General features: G+C 39.6%; 15 protein-coding genes and 1 tRNA gene. 8 read left to right on the forward strand and 8 right to left on the reverse strand.

The annotated features are described in order from the left end of the window. Window positions 1-11: 11 nt before the first annotated feature. The 4 genes from AC1M84_RS12805 (at window position 12) to AC1M84_RS12820 (ending at window position 4,187) form a co-directional block, all read left to right on the forward strand. Window positions 12-713, forward strand: a complete 702-nt coding sequence (locus tag AC1M84_RS12805; RefSeq protein WP_481593519.1) for a YfgM family protein — start codon at window positions 12-14, stop codon at window positions 711-713. Then, entirely contained in the window at window positions 713-1,861 is a 1,149-nt protein-coding gene (gene bamB, locus AC1M84_RS12810; protein WP_481595120.1) for an outer membrane protein assembly factor BamB, read from the forward strand. The genes AC1M84_RS12805 and bamB overlap by 1 nt, the downstream gene beginning before the upstream one ends. Before the next feature lie 170 nt (window positions 1,862-2,031). Next, window positions 2,032-3,444, forward strand: coding sequence for a ribosome biogenesis GTPase Der (der, locus tag AC1M84_RS12815; RefSeq protein WP_481587156.1), 1,413 nt, complete (start codon window positions 2,032-2,034; stop codon window positions 3,442-3,444). A 98-nt stretch (window positions 3,445-3,542) separates the two neighbouring features. Further along, window positions 3,543-4,187 carry a 4'-phosphopantetheinyl transferase family protein gene (locus AC1M84_RS12820; protein WP_481595121.1) on the forward strand — a complete coding sequence of 215 codons (645 nt, stop codon included), beginning with the start codon at window positions 3,543-3,545 and terminating at the stop codon, window positions 4,185-4,187. Window positions 4,188-4,225: 38 nt separating this feature from the next. Here AC1M84_RS12820 and secF read toward each other — a convergent pair whose 3' ends face one another. The 7 genes from secF to queA all read right to left on the reverse strand — a co-directional run bounded on the left by secF (window position 4,226) and on the right by queA (window position 11,685). Continuing rightward, window positions 4,226-5,203, reverse strand: coding sequence for a protein translocase subunit SecF (secF, locus tag AC1M84_RS12825; RefSeq protein ID WP_481595136.1), 978 nt, complete (start codon window positions 5,201-5,203; stop codon window positions 4,226-4,228). Between the two features lie 7 nt (window positions 5,204-5,210). Continuing rightward, a complete protein-coding gene (secD, locus tag AC1M84_RS12830) occupies window positions 5,211-7,112 on the reverse strand; it encodes a protein translocase subunit SecD (protein WP_035265600.1) in 1,902 nt (633 codons plus the stop codon). A gap of 53 nt (window positions 7,113-7,165) precedes the next feature. Next, window positions 7,166-7,495, reverse strand: coding sequence for a preprotein translocase subunit YajC (yajC, locus tag AC1M84_RS12835; protein ID WP_035265599.1), 330 nt, complete (start codon window positions 7,493-7,495; stop codon window positions 7,166-7,168). A 97-nt stretch (window positions 7,496-7,592) separates the two neighbouring features. Continuing rightward, on the reverse strand, window positions 7,593-8,723 hold the full coding sequence (gene tgt, locus AC1M84_RS12840) for a tRNA guanosine(34) transglycosylase Tgt (RefSeq protein ID WP_035265598.1): 1,131 nt from the start codon (window positions 8,721-8,723) through the stop codon (window positions 7,593-7,595). Window positions 8,724-9,008: 285 nt separating this feature from the next. After that, window positions 9,009-9,578, reverse strand: a complete 570-nt coding sequence (locus AC1M84_RS12845) for a LemA family protein (protein WP_481587159.1) — start codon at window positions 9,576-9,578, stop codon at window positions 9,009-9,011. 24 nt (window positions 9,579-9,602) lie between these two features. Further along, on the reverse strand, window positions 9,603-10,637 hold the full coding sequence (locus AC1M84_RS12850) for a hypothetical protein (protein WP_481595122.1): 1,035 nt from the start codon (window positions 10,635-10,637) through the stop codon (window positions 9,603-9,605). A 10-nt stretch (window positions 10,638-10,647) separates the two neighbouring features. Next, window positions 10,648-11,685 (reverse strand): tRNA preQ1(34) S-adenosylmethionine ribosyltransferase-isomerase QueA, encoded by a 1,038-nt coding sequence (gene queA / locus AC1M84_RS12855; protein WP_481587161.1) that lies wholly within the window; start codon window positions 11,683-11,685, stop codon window positions 10,648-10,650. Window positions 11,686-11,867: 182 nt separating this feature from the next. Here queA and AC1M84_RS12860 point away from each other — a divergent pair. The 4 genes from AC1M84_RS12860 to AC1M84_RS12875 all read left to right on the forward strand — a co-directional run bounded on the left by AC1M84_RS12860 (window position 11,868) and on the right by AC1M84_RS12875 (window position 17,361). Continuing rightward, a tRNA-Leu gene (locus AC1M84_RS12860) sits at window positions 11,868-11,954 on the forward strand. A 358-nt stretch (window positions 11,955-12,312) separates the two neighbouring features. Continuing rightward, window positions 12,313-13,593 carry a sensor histidine kinase gene (locus tag AC1M84_RS12865; protein WP_481595123.1) on the forward strand — a complete coding sequence of 427 codons (1,281 nt, stop codon included), beginning with the start codon at window positions 12,313-12,315 and terminating at the stop codon, window positions 13,591-13,593. Window positions 13,594-13,658: 65 nt separating this feature from the next. Beyond that, window positions 13,659-16,400, forward strand: coding sequence for a bifunctional [glutamate--ammonia ligase]-adenylyl-L-tyrosine phosphorylase/[glutamate--ammonia-ligase] adenylyltransferase (gene glnE / locus AC1M84_RS12870; protein WP_481595124.1), 2,742 nt, complete (start codon window positions 13,659-13,661; stop codon window positions 16,398-16,400). 34 nt (window positions 16,401-16,434) lie between these two features. Next, window positions 16,435-17,361, forward strand: coding sequence for a branched-chain amino acid transaminase (locus AC1M84_RS12875; protein ID WP_035265589.1), 927 nt, complete (start codon window positions 16,435-16,437; stop codon window positions 17,359-17,361). Window positions 17,362-17,397: 36 nt separating this feature from the next. Here AC1M84_RS12875 and AC1M84_RS12880 read toward each other — a convergent pair whose 3' ends face one another. Continuing rightward, window positions 17,398-18,567, reverse strand: coding sequence for a nucleotide sugar dehydrogenase (locus AC1M84_RS12880; protein WP_481595125.1), 1,170 nt, complete (start codon window positions 18,565-18,567; stop codon window positions 17,398-17,400). Between the last annotated feature and the right edge of the window lie 16 nt (window positions 18,568-18,583).

Genomic DNA, 18,583 nt, shown 5'->3' on the forward strand with positions numbered 1-18,583 from the left:
AGGGCGATCATATGAGCGCAATGACTGACGAAGAACAACTGCATACAGCGAAGTCGTTTTTTAAGAAATATGGATCGGCGTTGATTACGCTGATTCTTCTTGCCCTGATCGCCTTTTTCGGATGGGAATATTGGAAAAAGAAAAACGCAGCAGAAGATCAAATACAGACTGCTAAAGTACAGCTCTTGGTTGATGAAGCGAAAGCTGCAACAACTGATCCTAAAGTAGCGACTGCTTTGGATGGAACTGCTGAAAAAATTGTAAAAGAAAATCCTGATTCGATTCATGCGGTTCAAACGCAATTTGTAATGGCAAAATTGGCTTATGACCAAGAGAATTATGCCAAAGCTGAACGTGAATTGAAAAAAATTGAAAATGCTCAAATCAAAGATGAAGGTTTACAACACATCATTAAGCTTCGTTTAGCAGATGCTCAACTGGCACAAAAAAAATATGATGAAGCTTTAAAAACATTGTCTGGTTTGACTTTGCCCGCTTTCAAAACAACTGTAGATGAAGCACGTGGCGATATTTATATTGCTAAGAATGATATTGAAAATGCGAAAAAAGCTTATCAGAGCGCGTGGGATAACTTAATTGCAACTAAACAAGAACGCCAAATCTTACAAATTAAACTCGAAAGTGTTGGCATATTAGTAGATGATCCTGAAATTGAGCGCCCAATTTTAGATATACAAACGGATGAGTCTTAATGGATAGAAAGTATAAAATTTCTTTTGTTCTAGCGACATTGTCGTGTGCACTAATGGCGTGTACAAGCAATACGGTGAAAGAAGAAAAGGTGAAACCTAATCCGTTGCCTAAAATTCAGCAATCGGTGAGCTTAGCACCTATTTTTTCACATAATGTTTCAGCGACGGATGCTGCTGATCCATTGCGTTTGAGAATGGCGAATGATCAAGGTGTTTTATACTTTTTAGATCCTAAGGGACAGGTTTCTGCATATCAAGGTAAGCAGCGTGTCTGGGAAAAACAAGTTACAAAGCTTGGTTTAAGTTCAGGTGTTGAAGCGGCCAACGGATTAGTAATCGTCGGCAACAAGAAAGGTCAGCTGTTTGCTCTTGATCAAAAAACGGGTGATATCCGTTGGACTGCGCAATTAAGCGGTGCAATTTTGAGTGCGGCGCTTATTCAGACTGGTCGAGTGATCGTTGTTGCAAATGACGGTACGGTGTTTGGTCTGGATGAAAAAACAGGTCAACAAGTGTGGACCTATCGTATGCCAAACGAACAATTGAGCTTACGTGGTCAAGCTTCACCTGTGCGCTTAGACCCACGAACAGTTTTAGTGGCCTCGTCAAATGCATACGTATACGCAATTGATAGTCTCACTGGAACTTTGCGTATGCAAAGACGTGTGGCAGTCAGCGATGGTCGTTCTGATATACAGCGTTTAGTTGATGTGGATGCAGATCCAATTGTTGCAGGACAATTGGTTGTAACCACCAGCTATCAAGGTCAAGTCACTGTACTAGATCTAGTTTCACAACGTGTGATTTGGAGTGAAGATGCAAGTAGTATTAACCGTGCTGAAGTTGCAGGTCGCCAAGTATTCGTCACGCAAACAGATGGTAAAATTGTATCGTTTGATCTGGTGACGGGTCAGCCATTATGGAATAATGATCAATTGCTTAACCGTCAATTAAGCAACCCCGTAATGTTAGGTCAGTATTTAGTGGTAGGTGATTATGAGGGTGTACTCCACCTTGTAGATCCTAAAAATGGTCAACTTGTTGGGCGTGAAAAAACGCGTGGTGAAGTACGTTCGTTGCGTGTAGTGAACAATCAGCTTTACTCAGTGACACGTACAGGCGCACTTACAATTTGGCAGAATCGTTAATTTTTTCTCTGCTTATGGTAAACTAGTCGCTGAATACATATTTTAAGTTCGGGGTGTTGAATTTTCAGACCCCGACATTTTTATTTTTAAGTAGATGATTCGTCTAACTTCTTCCACAGTTTCTGATGTTCAGGCCAATTGAGTTGGCTGATCTTGTTAAAGGTTAATCTATGAAACCCGTTATTGCGCTCATTGGTCGTCCGAACGTCGGAAAATCAACGCTGTTTAACCAGATTACCAAAAGTCGTGACGCGCTTGTTGCAGACTTTGCCGGTCTTACTCGTGACCGTAAATATGGTGATGCAGTTTATCAAAATAAATCATTTATCGTTGTAGATACTGGTGGTATCGGCGAAAACGAAGGTGGGATCGACTCTTACATGGCAGAGCAGTCTAAAACTGCGATTCATGAAGCAGATATGATCATCTTTGTTGTTGATGCGCGTGCAGGTCTTTTAGCATCCGATGAACAGATTGCGCGTGAGTTGCGTTCACTCGGTAAAAAAGTATTTTTAGTTGCCAACAAAGTCGATGGTGTCCATGCAGAGGCAGCATTGGTTGAGTTCTTTAAGTTGGGTATGGGTGAACCGATGCAAGTGGCTGCCAGCCATGGGCGTGGTGTTCAACAAATGCTCGAAGAAGTGCTTGAAGATGTACCAGAAGATGACCTAAGTGAACAGCGTGATGAAGATACTGGGCTTCGTCTAGCGATTATCGGTCGTCCGAACGTAGGTAAGTCAACATTAGTTAATCGCCTGTTAGGTGAAGAACGTGTCGTTGCTTTTGACCAGCCTGGTACTACACGTGACTCAATTTACATTCCATTTGAGCGCGATGGTCGAAAATATACGCTCATTGACACTGCCGGTGTTCGTCGTAAAGGTAAAGTGGATGAAATGATTGAGAAATTCTCAATCGTAAAGACTTTACAAGCAATGAAAGATGCCAATGTTGTCGTTGTTGTTGTTGATGCGCGTGAAGGTATTGTTGAGCAAGACTTGCATTTGATTGGATATGCGATTGAAGCTGGTCGTGCGATGGTGATTGCGATCAATAAATGGGACAATATGTCAGAATATGATCGCAAACAATGTAAATTGGATGTTGAGCGTCGTTTTGACTTTATTCCATGGGCAAAAATCCATTTAATTTCTGCGTTGCATGGTACAGGTGTGGGTGAGCTTTATCCTTCAATTCATCGTGCATATGAATCTTCACGTTTGAAAGTATCTCCAGCGAAAATCACTGAGATCTTAAAAGATGCAACAGACGCGCATCATCCACCTAAAGTTCAAGGCCGTGCAATTAAAATGCGTTATGCGCATATCGGTGGTCAAAACCCACCTACGATTGTGATTCACGGTAATAAAGTTGATAAAACCCCAGCTGACTATCGTCGTTACTTAGAAAACGTGTTCCGTAAAGTGTATAAACTAGAGGGTACACCTGTAAAAATTGAATTTAAAACTTCAGAAAACCCATTTGAAGGTCGTAAATCTCAAATTGACGAGCGTACTGCGGCACGTAAACGTCGTTATGTACAGAAGTTTAAGAAAGCCGAGAAGAAGTTCAAACGCGGTTAATCAATTGTAAATTTAGTCCAGAAAGCCCAAATGTGAAGTTTGGGCTTTTTTTATCATGCGAATAAATTAAGATAAATGGAATCACTGAGAACGTTATTATGACCCGTCATATTCAAATTGATATTTCTAAAATTTCTTCTTTTTTTCAAGTTCCTGAAAATCTCACACGTACAGAAGAAATCAGTCTTAGAAAAAAAATGATTCACCAATATCGTAACTGCTTACTAGGAAGTAAATTAAATAAAACAATAAAAAATGAGGATATTGACCAAACGAAAGATGGAAAACCTTTTTTGAAAAAAATCTCAAACTTTGAGTTTAACCATAGTCATAGTCAACATTATTATGCTTTAGTTACATCACATCATATTCGAGATTTGGGTGTGGATATTGAAGAGCTGAATCGATCAATTCGATTCGAAGCCTTAGCCAAACATGCATTTCATCCACTGGAATATGCGATATGGGCAGAATTGGATTTTGATTCTCGCTATTGGTTTAAAGTCTGGACCATTAAGGAAGCAATTCTGAAGGCACATGGGATGGGAATCCGCATGAGCTTAAATGAGTTGAATACCAATGCCCATACCACACAAATGGGTGGGGTTTGTGAGCATCCAGTCTTAGGGGTATTTGCTTATCAGAATTTTGAAATCATGGATTGTATGCTGACAGTCGCATGGCGAAGTGAATATTCTTGCCGTGGTTTTGCAATTCCTCAAATTCAAATCACTCAACATTAAAAAAGCCCATCATTTGATGGGCTTTTTGTATTGAATGTTTATTGAGGAATTTCTTCTTCCTCTTCAAATTCAGGTTTTACTTGAACAATAAAGTCTTGGCGGTTCAGACCACGCCACAATGCAAAGGCAGTACCGATATAAATCGAAGAATATGTTCCGACAAAAACGCCGACAAACATTGCAATCGAGAACCATTTCAAACCATCACCGCCCATGATCATCATAGCAACGACCACAAGCAATAGCGTCATCGAAGTGTGGATGGTACGACGTAAGGTTTCAGTCAATGCAATATTAATGACTTCAAGGGGTTCTGCACCGCGGATTTTACGGAAGTTCTCACGAATACGGTCAGATACAACGATGTTATCGTTTAATGAGAAGCCAATAATCGCAAGCAGGGCAGCCAGCACGGTTAAGTCAAATGGCCACTGCATCAATGCAAAAATACCAAGAGTCACGATAATATCGTGAAATAGCGATAGAACTGCACCCATTGCCAACTTGAATTCGAAGCGAATCGTCACATAAATCAGCATGATAATCAGTGCTAAAGCCACAGCACCTGCTGATTTAATGTAAAGTTCGTTTCCGACTTGACCACCAACAACATCCACTTTTGGAACAGTGACTGGATTATTGTCTAACTGAACTGCAGTGGTAATTGCTTTGGTTAGATCTTCCGCTTCAAGGTCTTCTTGTACGGGCATACGAACCATTAAATCTCGTTCAGAACCTAAGGTTTGAACCACAGCATCATTGAAACCCGCATTACTTAATGCTTGCGTCACTTCAGAGGGTTTTACAGGATTGGCATAATTCAATTCAGCTGCAACACCACCAGTAAAGTCTAGTCCTAAATTCAGACCTTTGGTCGCAATAAAGAAGATACTTGCAATTGTCAGGATGATTGAAAGCCAAGCTGCTGGTTTTGCAATCTTCATGAACGGGATAATGCGTTCGTTGTCTGGACGGCCGTACTGTTTTGATTCGAGTTGAGTATTTTCAGTCATGATAGATCTCCTAAATGCTCAACTTTTTCAAGTTACGTTTTTTACCATAAATGATCTGTACAATTGCACGCGTTACTGTAATCGCAGTAAACATCGAGCAAACAATACCAATCATGAGTGTCACGGCAAATCCTTTGATCGGACCAGTACCAATGGCAAAGAGAATAAATGCAACAAGGAATGTGGTTAAGTTCGAGTCAAAGATGGTGTTATAAGCTCGATCATAACCTGCAACAATCGCCTGTTTAGGCGATGCCCCCCATTTGATTTCCTCGCGTATTCGCTCGCAAATGAGAACGTTTGCATCCACCGCCATACCGATGGTAATAACGATACCTGCAATACCTGGCAGCGTTAATGAAGCACCGATCCAAGACATAACCGTCAAGATCATTGCTAAGTTGAATACTAGAGCGAAGTTCGCAATGACACCGAATAAGCGGAAGAATACCACCATCCAAATTGCGACCAAGATGAATCCAATTTGAGTAGATAGTACACCCTTATCGATGTTTTCTTGACCTAGGCTTGGACCGATAACACGCTCTTCAACAAAGTACATTGGCGCAGCGAGTGCACCTGCACGAAGCATTAAAGCTAGTTCAGCCGCTTCTTGAGGTGAATCTAAACCAGTAATACGGAACTGTGAACCCAGTACTGCTTGAATATTCGCTGCATTAATGACGACAGACTCAGTATATGGTGTGCGTACTTCAGTTTGTGCGCCTGTCTCAGGATCTTCAACGTAACTGATACGTTGTTTATTCTCAATGAACAGTACCGCCATACGCTTACCAACAGCGCTACGAGTCGCATCTGACATTAACTTACCACCTGCATTATCAAGGGTAATGTTAACTTCTGCTGTACCACTATCTTGTCCAAAGCCTGAAGAAGCATTTTGTACACGCTCACCCGTCAGAATACGATTACGGTTAAGTAAAAGTTCACGACCACTGTCTAAAGACTCATAGGCGAATACTTCTGTCCCTGGAGGTAAGGGTTGACCATTATATTTCCCTGAATAAGGATCAATATATTGATCATTTAGATCAGACACCAAACGGAATTCTAAGTTTGCTGTACGACCTAAGATACGTTTTGCTTCAGCTGTGTCTTGGACACCTGGTAATTCAACCACGATACGGTTGCTACCTTGGGTTTGAACCAATGCTTCTGCAACACCAAGTTCATTAATACGATTACGAAGTGTTGTTAAGTTTTGATCTAGCGCATATGACTGAATTTCTTGCTTCGTGGTGTCTGTATAGGTTAAACGAAGACTGGCACCATTTTCAGTTGCAAGTGCTTGTTGAGTATATTTATTGCCGTTACGACGAAGCTGATCCATCGCTGCTGCACGATCTTCATTGTTAGCAAATTGAACAGTGATCGCATTGTTATTTAATGAAAGACTATTGAATTTGATCTTGTTTTCACGGAATTCGCGTCGCAAATCAGCAGCCGAAGTTTCCATACGCTGCGCAATCGCTTTGTCCATATCCACCTCAAGGAGGAAGTGGACACCACCGCGCAAATCAAGACCAAGTTTCATTGGTCGTGCACCGATTTTCTGTAACCATTCAGGTGTTGTTGGTGCGAGGTTTAATGCAACAACATAGTTTTCACCCAGACCTTCACGTAGGATATCTTTTGCTTTTAATTGGGCTTCAGAACTGTCTAAACGTAGAAGGGCAGCATTTTGAGTAAAGCTGTTATTGTGGGATTGGATATTGTTGCTTTTTAATAGTTGCTCTGCTTTTTGAATCACTGTGTCATCAATGACAGAACCAGCTTTTGCACCAGAAATTTGGACAGCTGGTTCATCAGGATACAAACTTGGCAGGGCATATAATGTACTCACGACTAGTACAACTAGAATGAGTAAATATTTCCATGCTGGGTAACGCATTCGCTTTCTTCTTAAAATGAAAAAAGTCGTGCAGCTGCACGACTATTTTATAATTAAAGGTTATTTAGAGTGCCTTCAGGTAATACTGAAATCACGCTTGCACGCTGAATTTTAACTTCGTTGCCACGGTTTAATTCAACCACAGCGAAATCACCTTCGAGTTTAGTAATACGGCCCATTAAACCGCCCGCAAAAACGATTTCGCTGCCAACGCCTAAGCTCTCAACCAAAGTACGATGTTCTTTCGCACGTTTTGCTTGAGGACGCCAAATTAAGAAGTAGAAAATTGCAATGAATACCGCAATCATCAATAAGTTAGCAACTAAGCTTGGTTGTTGTGCAGCTTCACCAGCTGCGTGTGCAGTCGAAATAAAAAGGCTCATTTCATTTTCCTAAACTAAAAATATCAAAAAAGATGATAAAAAATCGGCTTGTTCAGCAATTTACATTGTCTTTTTGCTCAGCGCAAATACTGATGTATTAATCTTGCGGACAAGGTGGTACTTCAAGCCCACGGCGTGCATAAAAATCGTGAACAAAATCATCAAATGTTCCGTTATCTAATGCATCACGCATCATTTCTGCTAAACGCAAGTAATAACGAAGGTTATGGATCGTCCCAAGCATTGATGCAAGCATCTCACCACATTTTTCTAAATGGTATAGATACGAACGGGTAAAGTTGGTACAGGTGTAACAATCGCAATGCGGATCAAGTGGGCTTTGATCATGGCGGTATTTCGCATTTCGTATACGCACTAAACCGTCCGTAACAAAATAATGTCCATTACGTGCGTTACGAGTTGGCATTACACAGTCAAACATGTCTACACCACGACGAACAGCTTCAACGATGTCTTCTGGTTTGCCAACACCCATTAAATAACGTGGTTTATCCGCAGGCATTTGCTCTGGAAGATAATCAAGGACTTTGATCATCTCTTCTTTTGGCTCGCCTACAGAAAGACCGCCAATCGCATAACCATCAAAACCGATTTCTTTTAATCCATTTAGTGATTCTTGGCGGAGGTCTTCATACATGCCGCCTTGAATAATACCAAACAGAGCATTGCGGTTTTTTAACACATCATGATGTTGAGTCTTACAACGCTTTGCCCAACGCAATGAAAGTTGTAGAGATTTCTGAGCTTCTTCGTGAGTCGCTGGATAGGGTGTACATTCATCAAAAATCATCACGATATCTGAATTCAATGTATGTTGAATATCCATCGAAATTTCAGGAGAAAGAAAGACTTTAGAGCCATCAATTGGAGAGCGGAATGTTACGCCGTCTTCTTTGATACTACGCATTGCGCCTAAGCTAAATACTTGGAAGCCACCAGAGTCAGTCAAAATTGGTTTATTCCATTTCATAAAACCATGTAGACCACCGTGCTCGCGAATGACATCTAGACCAGGGCGTAGATATAAATGAAAGGTATTCCCTAAAATGACCTGTGATTTAATTTCTTCAATATCACGTGGGAGCATGCCTTTAACAGTGCCGTAAGTTCCGACAGGCATAAACATCGGTGTTTCAACGACACCATGTTCCAAGGTTAAGCGTCCGCGTCGAGCGCGACCAGACTGACCTAATTTTTCAAACTTCATAAATTGTCCAAATCGAGGCGAAAAAACAGTTCGCTGATTGATAGCGATAAAGCGCTCTATTTTCCTAGATTCGCGCAGTTTATGCTAGAAAAATTACATTATTCTTAACGACTTGGATTTTTGTTTATGAAAAATTACAAGAGATTCATGATCTTGCTAAACAATGAAGATATCTGTTTATTTTTCGCCCAGCTATACAGTTTTTAGCGTATCCTAATATGAATAAATCGTAATGGATAAACAACGTGATTCTCTAAGATATTGCCACTTTTTAAGGTGGAATCCTTATTTGAAATTAGGGCGATAATCAAAATTTTGTTGCGCTTGATGATCTGTAAATGGGCGAATAGGTTTCTTTGCGAGGCTGATACTGTTGATTAAGTTATTTGGAAAAATTTGAATCAAGTTATTAAACTCTTCGACATTTCGATTGAATATTGAAATTGCAGCACTGACATTTTCATTTTGCTCTTGAATGTCATGCATCATTTGGTTGTAAAGCTGATCAGCTTTGAGATCTGGATAATTCTCAACAACCACATTTAAACTTTTCATTAACGACTGACTTAGCGCTTCAATATGCTGAAGCTGAGCTACATCAGTTGATTGTGTATTGAGATTTAGGATTTGTTGGCGTAAGGCTGTGATATTTTCTAGTGTTGATTTTTCAAACTCAGTGTATTGAGATAAATTTTGCTCAAGATGCTCTAATGTTTTAATTTTCTGACGTTCAAAATTTGCGACATCTGACCAAGCACGCTGAGAAGCATTCAAATATCGAACGATATTATTTCGAACCCATATTCCCCAAACAATAATCAAAACAAAGATGGAAAGAAAAATGAATAAGCCCACGCGCATTACCTAATATGATCGTTATTATGCAACTAAGTTTAGCATGCTCTGTTTGAGTTGTTGATAATTTGGCATGGTTAATGTTCTTAAGTAACCGCGCAAAGCGGATATATTTTTAATGTCTTTGATTTCAAGCTTGTGCGTGACTTCAAATAAATCGCGCTCTCCCAAATAGCACATGATTTGGTCATGAGGGTGGAAAATTAAGTCGCCCTGGTGAAGTCGATAAAATTCAATCAGTTTGAGTGTGGTTGATGGCGTCATGATCTTTGCGAGTTGTAAGCGATCTGTACCGTAAATCTGAACTTTTTTACGTAGCTCTAAATCGCTGCTCTCCCAGTGCTCTGTATATGGTGCTGTGAACCCTTTCTTTCTACTGGTTGTCGCTAATCCTAGTGGTGATATATCAAATACAAATACGCCCCAACGATGACGTTCAATTTTTTTTAATTTTTGTGGTGTTTTGTTTTGCTCAGGCAGATTGATTTCATCAATAAATCGGTAATGAAAAAGCATAACAGGAAAATCTTGATTTTGCGCGTTTTTCCACGTGGTGGAGGCAAACTTTAAAATGTCATTGGCATGGTTGCCTTGGTTAAACAAAGGAAATTTTTGCCTTAGCTGACTTATGATCAAGGTGTTATGTCTATTTGTTCCAAGGTGTGATGGCGTTGAATAAGCTTCTATACCGAATTTAAAACCAATCATTCGCTCTTCAAGAAATGAAATCACTTCATGAATAGGTTTATTTGGTTCATAAATTATATATGCAATCAGGATAAGTATCGCCGCTGCGCTATATGCCATCCATTTTAATGTGTCAAAAATAGGAAAGAGCGAAAAAACAATGAATATGATGGCAAGCGTAACTAAAAATTTAGGTATGCCATTGTGAAAAAAGAGTTGGGTATTCGAACCCCATGGATGTAATCCTTGCAGGATGTCATCAGAATGTCGAGCAGAACGTCCAAGAGCCCAAAGCCGATCAACACTGGCCATAATTTGCTTGTTCTTTCGGGTGCGAAGGTGAAGCAGTTGCTGAACAGAATCAATCGGCATAGATCAGATCCTAATCTTTTGCTTGGTCAATCAACATTGCGTCACCATAACTAAAGAAACGATAGCGTTCTTTTACAGCATGTTGATACGCATTCAAAATATAATCACGATTGGACAGGGCTGAAACAAGCATTAATAATGTTGATTCTGGAAGGTGGAAGTTAGTAATCAAGCGATCTACTACTTTGAATTCATAACCAGGATAAATAAAAATCTGAGTATCACCAGTCCAGCCCTTCAGTTCGCCACCATTGGCTTGAGCCGCGCTTTCAGTTGCGCGTGTTGCAGTCGTTCCGACGGCAATCACTTTATTACCTCGATCTTTAGTCGCTTTAATCAACGCCATAGCTTCATCGCTGACTTGGCACCATTCACTGTGCATGATGTGATTTTCGATATCGGTTGTACGTACTGGTAAGAAGGTACCTGCACCCACATGTAAGGTGACAAATGTCTTGTTTACACCTTTATCTTCAAGTTTTTTTAATAGTTGTTCATCAAAATGTAGAGACGCCGTTGGAGCAGCAACGCTAGCAATTTTTGTAGGATCATTAAATACGGTTTGATAACGTACAGTATCAATATCTTCTGCTTCTCGGTTGAAGTAAGGTGGAATAGGCAATGCACCATACTGATCCAATACATCTAAGATTGGTTTGGAAAATTCCACCACATAGAGATTTTCATGGCGCCCTTGAACCGTAACTTTAACCTCATCTGATCCGACAAAAAGCTCAGCACCTGGTTTTGGTGAGTTACTTGCTTTGATATGGCAATGAGCAATAAATTGATCAAGCATTCTTTCAACCAGAACCTCAATCGCACCACCCGAAGCACGCTTACCTTTCAAGCGAGCTTTCATTACCTTAGTATCATTGAGAACTAATAAATCACCTTCATTAAACAGGTCTAAAATATCGGTAAATTGGTGATCGTCATATTGACCATCGGCTTTAAGATGAAGTAAGCGAGAAGCGCTTCGCTCTTCAAGAGGGTAACGGGCAATAAGTTCGTCAGGGAGTTCAAAGTTAAAATCAGAAAGTTGCATAAGAATATAAAAATGGAATCAGCAAAAATTTTGGCATTAGTATATGCTTTTTTTGCCCAGTTCGAGTTGAGTTTGGTGGTTAAAAAAGCATAATGCATGCTATTGATTTAAAAATAGGCGCTTGAGTCAGGTTTTGCATTGACAAAGAAAAGAAAAACGATATTATACCGAACACAACCTTTCCCGAGGTGGTGAAATTGGTAGACGCGGCGGACTCAAAATCCGCTGTCAGAGATGACGTGTCGGTTCGAGTCCGACCCTCGGGACCAAATACTTAAAGGCCTTCAAGCATATTCAGACTTGAGGGCCTTTTTATTTGTTTTAAATAAATTAAGGAATTTTAAAATTTCAAATGAAGATTTGATGAATAATATAAGATAAGGATTGAGTAAATTTTATTTTAATAATAAATAGTTATGGTTTATTCAATCGATCTTCACTAGACGCTTACGTTTTATAAAGTATGACTCATGCTTTAGCTAGATATTCAGTCCTCAAAAATGCACTTTCTTAATATTTGAGAATGTATTAGTCTTGATGAAATAAGGTTTCATTTCTTTACTGCGAAATGAAAAAATAAAATGTAATCGATCATTATTCCCCTTTACTCCATGGCAGGATGTAGACATGAAAATAGAATTTATAGATGTCGATCAAGCTGATCAGCTCAGTGCCTGCAAAATGTCTCTTTTACTCGGTGTATCAACGCCAAAAAATCAACTTGAGAGTTTTTTAAGATTTGCGCGTGGCATTTTAAATGCGGAGTCAGCAATCTTAGCTTTTCATGATGAACCATATGTGTGGCATTCTTCTCCAAATGGATTTAAAGCTTTTAATGCCAATAAAAAAGCAAAATTATTACCATATTTCGCGGGTCAAACTTCGATCAGTCGTGATCATCCTAATTATTCATCTTTTTCAGCACATATTCATCAACTCGGAGTTGATCACGAGCGAATTATAGCCATTGATTTAAAAGTGAATGATGATTTTTCAATTGGTCAAGTGATTTTATTTGATAATCAGCACCAACCTTTTGATGATCAAAATTTAGAACTGGTTTATGATTTTTCAATGAGCTTAATTCGTATATTAGAGCTTCATTCGGATTATGCGGAACTCAAAGAATTATATGAACAACAATCGGCGCTTAATTTCAGTAAAACAAAATTCTTTCAAATCATTGCACACGATTTACGCGCACCATTTCATGGCTTATTAGGTTTTTCTGATGTATTGGCCAATGAGCGTGAAAGTTTGGATGAGGACAGTGTACAGAATATCGCTGAGTATTTACATGATACCGCTCAATCGACTTATAACTTATTGGAAAGCCTATTAAATTGGGCAATGGCTGAAGGCGGGAGATTTGTCTATCATCCTATTCAGTTTGAGCTTAAACAGGTGACAAAAATCGTTTTTGATGTTTTAAACACGTTGGCTGTGAAAAAAAATATTCAATTAATTGAAAGTGTGCCGCAAGAGTTAAAAGTCTTTGCCGACATTAATATGATCACATCAGTGATTCAAAACTTGGTATCTAATGCCTTGAAGTTTACTCATGTGGATGGAACTGGAAAAGTTTATATCGAAGCATCAAAATGCGATCAAGGTGTCGAAATTGCCATTCGAGATACAGGTTTAGGTATGACACCACAGCAAATTGAGAAGCTTTTTCAACCGGATTTGAAGGTATCTATTCGTGGTACATCTGGTGAAAAAGGTGCTGGTTTAGGTTTGGTGTTATGTAAAAGATTTGTTGATTTGAATCATGGTGAAATTTGTGTCAGCTCTCAACAAGGTCAAGGTACGACTTTTAAAGTCATATTACCTGAAGCAGACGCTCATACAGCGCTACCTGCCACGCCAAATACGAGTACTCCAACATCTTTGGAAAAAGTGAACTAAATAGTCCACAAATTGCGTAAGGACTGATATAAAAGAGTTTTAGATTTATTCAGGCTTTTTTTCAAATGAATGCTGATCAGTTGCAAAAAACTCTTAGAGCCAGTCAATATGCAGAACAAGTTTATAATTTACATCAAACATTATTAGAACAAGATTATTCAACAGATCAATTTAATAAATTCTTAAGTACTGAACAAATCTATCACATTGTGCAAAGCGAGCTTGCCGACATTCAAGATGAAAATGAATGGATGCGAAAAATTCGAATTTTGCGAGCACGTTTTATGTTTCGGTGGATTTGGCAGGATGCGAACCGCCTTATCTCAGTCATTACATTGACTCGTGAGCTTTCAGACTTTGCCGATGCGAGTATTGATGCAGCTAAAAGCTTTGCTTATCGTCCATTGCAAGCCAAACATGGAGAGCCGATCGGCTATAACGGTAAGCTTCAAGATCTTATCGTGATTGCAATGGGGAAGTTGGGGGCACAGGAACTTAATTTATCCAGTGATATTGATCTTATTTTTGCCTTCGATGAGCAAGGTGAAACCAATGGTCGTAAATGTATTGATGTTCAGCAATTTTGCATCCTTTGGGGGCAAAAAATTATTTATTTGTTGGAACATATCACCGCAGATGGATTTGTGTTCCGAGTGGATATGCGATTACGCCCATGGGGCGATGGTTCAGCACTTGCAATCAGTCATGCGGCACTCGAAAAGTATCTCAGTCAACATGGACGTGAGTGGGAGCGTTACGCATGGATAAAGGCGCGTATTGTTACAGGAGGAAAGGAAGGGGATGAGCTTCTGGAAATGACACGACCTTTTGTATTCCGCCGTTACGTGGACTACACCGCTTTTGCAGCAATGCGTGAAATGAAAGCGATGATTGAGCGTGAGGTTCAACGCAGAAATATTGAAGATGATATTAAACTTGGTGCAGGTGGTATTCGTGAAGTCGAGTTTATTGTTCAAGTTTTCCAGTTGATTTATGGTGGTTCAAAACTGGAGCTACAAGACCGTCAATGTTTAGTGAGTCTGCATCATTTGGGGGTTGTTGGATTACTCGAACCCGAAGTGGTAGATGAGCTTGAAAATGCTTATTTATTCTTGCGTCGTGTGGAACATGCCATTCAAGCCTTAAACGACCAACAAACTCAATCACTGCCTACAGAACCTGACCAAAGAAATCGTATTGTTGAAACACTTGGATTTGAGAGTTGGGATGCGTTCTTAAATGTTCTCAATGATAAGCGCGCTATAGTAACTTATCAGTTTGAGCATTTAATTAAAGAAAAAGAAGTAGATCCATTGGTTGAAAGCTTTAGCCAAATAGAGCAGCAATTGAATGAAGTTTTAGATGAGTCTGCTAAAAATTTGGTTCGTGAGTTTTGGTATGGACATGCCATCAAAAAATTACCCGCTAAAGCAGTTAATCGTTTAAAAGAGTTTTGGCCTCATCTGATTCAAGCTGTTCTCGAATCGGATAATCCACAAGTCGCTTTGGTAAGGCTGATGCCACTGGTTGAATCTGTGATGCGGCGAACAGTCTATCTAGTGATGTTAATTGAAAGTAAAGGAGCATTACAGCGACTCGTTAAAATGGCGACTGTAAGCCCATGGATTTGTGAAGAGTTAACCCATTATCCAGTTTTACTCGATGAGTTTTTATCGATGGATTTTGAGCTACCTAAACGCCAAGATTTGGAGGATTCACTCAGACAGCAGCTGCTGCGTATTGAAATTGATCAAGTGGAAGATCAAATGCGCGTATTGCGCTTATTCAAAAAATCGAATGTTTTGACTGTGGCAGCAAGTGATGTATTGGCTGAAAGTCCACTGATGCGTGTGTCTGATGCGCTCACCGATATTGCTGAGGTTTCAGTTCAAGCTACTTTGAATTTGGCATATCAAATTACAGCAAAAAAACATGGTTATCCAGTAGATGCAGATGGTCAACGTTGTTCACAAAATCATATGGCATTCAGTGTCATTGGGTATGGGAAATTAGGCGGTATCGAACTTGGGTATGGTTCAGACCTTGATTTAGTCTTTATTCACTATATGGATGAACAGGCAGATACGGATGGCTTGAAACCAATTAGTGGTTTTGAATTTGCGATGCGTGTTGGGCAAAAGCTTATGTCGCTGATGACAACCCAAACTTTAGATGGTCGTGTGTATGAGATTGATACACGATTGCGTCCTTCAGGAGAAGCTGGGCTTCTCGTTACAAGCCTTAAGGCTTTTGAGCAATACCAACTTAAAAATGCATGGCTTTGGGAGCATCAAGCGATTGTTCGTGCGCGTAGTATAGCGGGTGAGAAAAGCTTAAGAGAAAAGTTTGAGGAATTACGCTGTCGTATTTTAACTTTGCCTCGAAATGAAGAAACGGTAAGAGCAGAAGTGCTAAAAATGCGTCAAAAAATGAAAGACCATTTAGGCTCATCAAATGAGCAAAAAAAAGATGGAATTTTTCATTTAAAACAGGATGCAGGTGGTATCGTTGATATCGAATTTATGGCACAGTATGCAGTATTAGCATGGAGTGGGACGAATCCTGATCTCGCCCATTACTCCGACAATGTACGAATCCTTGAGGATGCCGCAAAAACTGGCTGCTTATCCAGCGCCGATGCGACAGCATTGATTCAAGCTTATCTCCGTGAACGTGCCGAGAGTCATCGTTTAGCCCTTGCAAATCAATCCATGCAAGTGAGTGCTGCGAATTGGCTCGATACCCGTAAGGTCGTTTGCAAGCTATGGCAAAGATTAATAGATCCAACTGCATCAGTAGTTGGATAGAAATGACTGTGTATAAAAATTTGGAGTTTAGGTCATGAATTTGGCTGATCGTGATGGTTTTATTTGGCAAGATGGACAATTAGTTGATTGGCGTGAAGCAAAAACTCACGTCTTAACACACACTTTACACTACAGTATGGGTGTGTTTGAGGGTGTCCGTGCCTACGAAACTCCGAATGGAACGGCAATTTTCCGTTTAAAAGAACACACTAAACGTCTTTTAAACTCTGCCAAAATTTATCAGATGAAAGTTCCGTTTGATCAGGCGGCGTTAGAACAAGCTCAAATTGATGTGGTGCGTGAAAATAAATTGGCTTCTTGCTATTTACGTCCAATTATCTTTATTGGTTCGGAAAAGCTAGGTATTGCAGCGACGGATAATACAATTCATGCAGTGGTTGCTGCGTGGAGCTGGGGTGCTTACCTTGGTGAAGAAGCAATGGCGAAGGGTATTCGTGTAAAAACTTCTTCTTTTACACACCATCACCCTAACGTGACGATGTGTAAGGCGAAAGCATCAGGAAACTATACGCTGTCTATTTTGGCACACCAAGAAGTTGCGCACTCAGGTTATGACGAAGCAATGTTACTTGATCCACAAGGTTATGTGTGTCAAGGTTCAGGTGAAAACGTATTCTTAGTGCGTGATGGCGTGATTCATACCCCTGATATCGCTGGTGGTGCTCTTGATGGTATTACTCGTCAAACCATTATTACGATTGCGAAAGACCTTGGATATGACGTTGTAGAGCGCCGTATCACACGTGATGAATTCTATATCGCTGATGAGGCATTTTTTACAGGTACAGCGGCAGAAGTAACGCCAATCCGTGAATATGATGATCGTCAAATCGGTGAAGGTGTTCGTGGTCCAATCACAACACAAATCCAAAAAGCATACTTCGATGCCGTACAAGGTAAAGACCCTAAATATGCTCACTGGTTAACATATGTGAAGTAATTAATGCTTTGAAAAAGGACTCAATTGAGTCCTTTTTTAATCATCTTTACCAAAAATATCTCTGGTATACACTTTATCTGCAACATCATTTAGTTTATCGCATTGACGATTACTAATAATTAAATCTGCTCTTTTTTTAAATTCTTCCAGTGTTTTGATGATTTTTGAGTTTTGAAATTTTTTCTCTGAAAGTGTGGGTTCGTAAATAATGATCTTGATTCCTTGTGCTTTGAGACGACGCATAACACCTTGTATTGCTGACGATCGAAAATTGTCTGAACCACTTTTCATGACCAAACGATATATCCCAACAACGCTAGGGTATCTCTCCAAAATAGACTGTGCAATAAAATCTTTGCGAGTAATATTGGCATCTACAATGGCTTGAATTAAATTGCTTGGAACTTGGTCGTAGTTAGCGAGTAATTGTTTAGTATCTTTAGGAAGACAATATCCGCCGTAACCGAATGATGGATTGTTATAAAATTTACCAATTCGAGGATCTAAACATACGCCCTCGATCATTTGGCGAGTGTCCAATTGATATATTTGAGCGTAAGTATCTAGTTCATTGAAAAACGCAACGCGCATAGCTAAATAGGTGTTTGCAAAAAGTTTGATTGCCTCTGCTTCCGTGGAGTCAGTGAATAAGACTGGACAATCTTTTTTATACGCACCTTCTATGAGCATGTTTGCGAATTGATGTGCTCGTTCAGAATTTTCACCCATTATAATTCTTGAAGGATATAAGTTATCCAGCAATGCTTTTCCTTCTCTGAGAAACTCAGGTGAAAATATAATATTCTGTGTTTCAAATTTACTTTTTAGTTGTTGGGTGTAACCTACAGGAACTGTCGATTTGATAATGATCGTCGCTAATGAATTAATACTTAAAATCTCAGTGATCACAGATTCAACACTTGAAGTGTCAAAATAATTGGTTGTAGGGTCATAATCTGTTGGCGTCGCAATAAGAATATAGTCTGCCTGAAAATACGCATCAACAGCATTAGTTGTTGCTTTGAAGTTTAATGGCTTATTACTTAGAAAATCAGAGATTTCTCTGTCTTGTATAGGTGAGATTTTCTTGTTCAATAAATTTACTTTGTTTTGATCAATATCTAAGGCGGTGACTTCATGATGTTGCGCTAAAATCATCGCATTTGAGAGACCAACGTATCCAGTGCCGACAATAGTAATTTTCATTATTTTAGTTCAAGCC

Source organism: Acinetobacter sp. 24-47-66 (assembly GCF_056779755.1).

Coding starts and splice junctions, on each gene's coding strand:
- AC1M84_RS12820 (WP_481595121.1), top strand. CDS start 3,543: ATGACCCGTCATATTCAAATTGATATTTCTAAAATTTCTTCTTTTTTT.
- AC1M84_RS12875 (WP_035265589.1), top strand. CDS start 16,435: ATGAATTTGGCTGATCGTGATGGTTTTATTTGGCAAGATGGACAATTA.
- yajC (WP_035265599.1), bottom strand. CDS start 7,495: ATGAGCCTTTTTATTTCGACTGCACACGCAGCTGGTGAAGCTGCACAA.
- AC1M84_RS12805 (WP_481593519.1), top strand. CDS start 12: ATGAGCGCAATGACTGACGAAGAACAACTGCATACAGCGAAGTCGTTT.
- queA (WP_481587161.1), bottom strand. CDS start 11,685: ATGCAACTTTCTGATTTTAACTTTGAACTCCCTGACGAACTTATTGCC.
- AC1M84_RS12850 (WP_481595122.1), bottom strand. CDS start 10,637: ATGCCGATTGATTCTGTTCAGCAACTGCTTCACCTTCGCACCCGAAAG.
- AC1M84_RS12880 (WP_481595125.1), bottom strand. CDS start 18,567: ATGAAAATTACTATTGTCGGCACTGGATACGTTGGTCTCTCAAATGCG.
- bamB (WP_481595120.1), top strand. CDS start 713: ATGGATAGAAAGTATAAAATTTCTTTTGTTCTAGCGACATTGTCGTGT.
- der (WP_481587156.1), top strand. CDS start 2,032: ATGAAACCCGTTATTGCGCTCATTGGTCGTCCGAACGTCGGAAAATCA.
- glnE (WP_481595124.1), top strand. CDS start 13,659: ATGAATGCTGATCAGTTGCAAAAAACTCTTAGAGCCAGTCAATATGCA.
- secD (WP_035265600.1), bottom strand. CDS start 7,112: ATGCGTTACCCAGCATGGAAATATTTACTCATTCTAGTTGTACTAGTC.
- AC1M84_RS12865 (WP_481595123.1), top strand. CDS start 12,313: ATGAAAATAGAATTTATAGATGTCGATCAAGCTGATCAGCTCAGTGCC.
- tgt (WP_035265598.1), bottom strand. CDS start 8,723: ATGAAGTTTGAAAAATTAGGTCAGTCTGGTCGCGCTCGACGCGGACGC.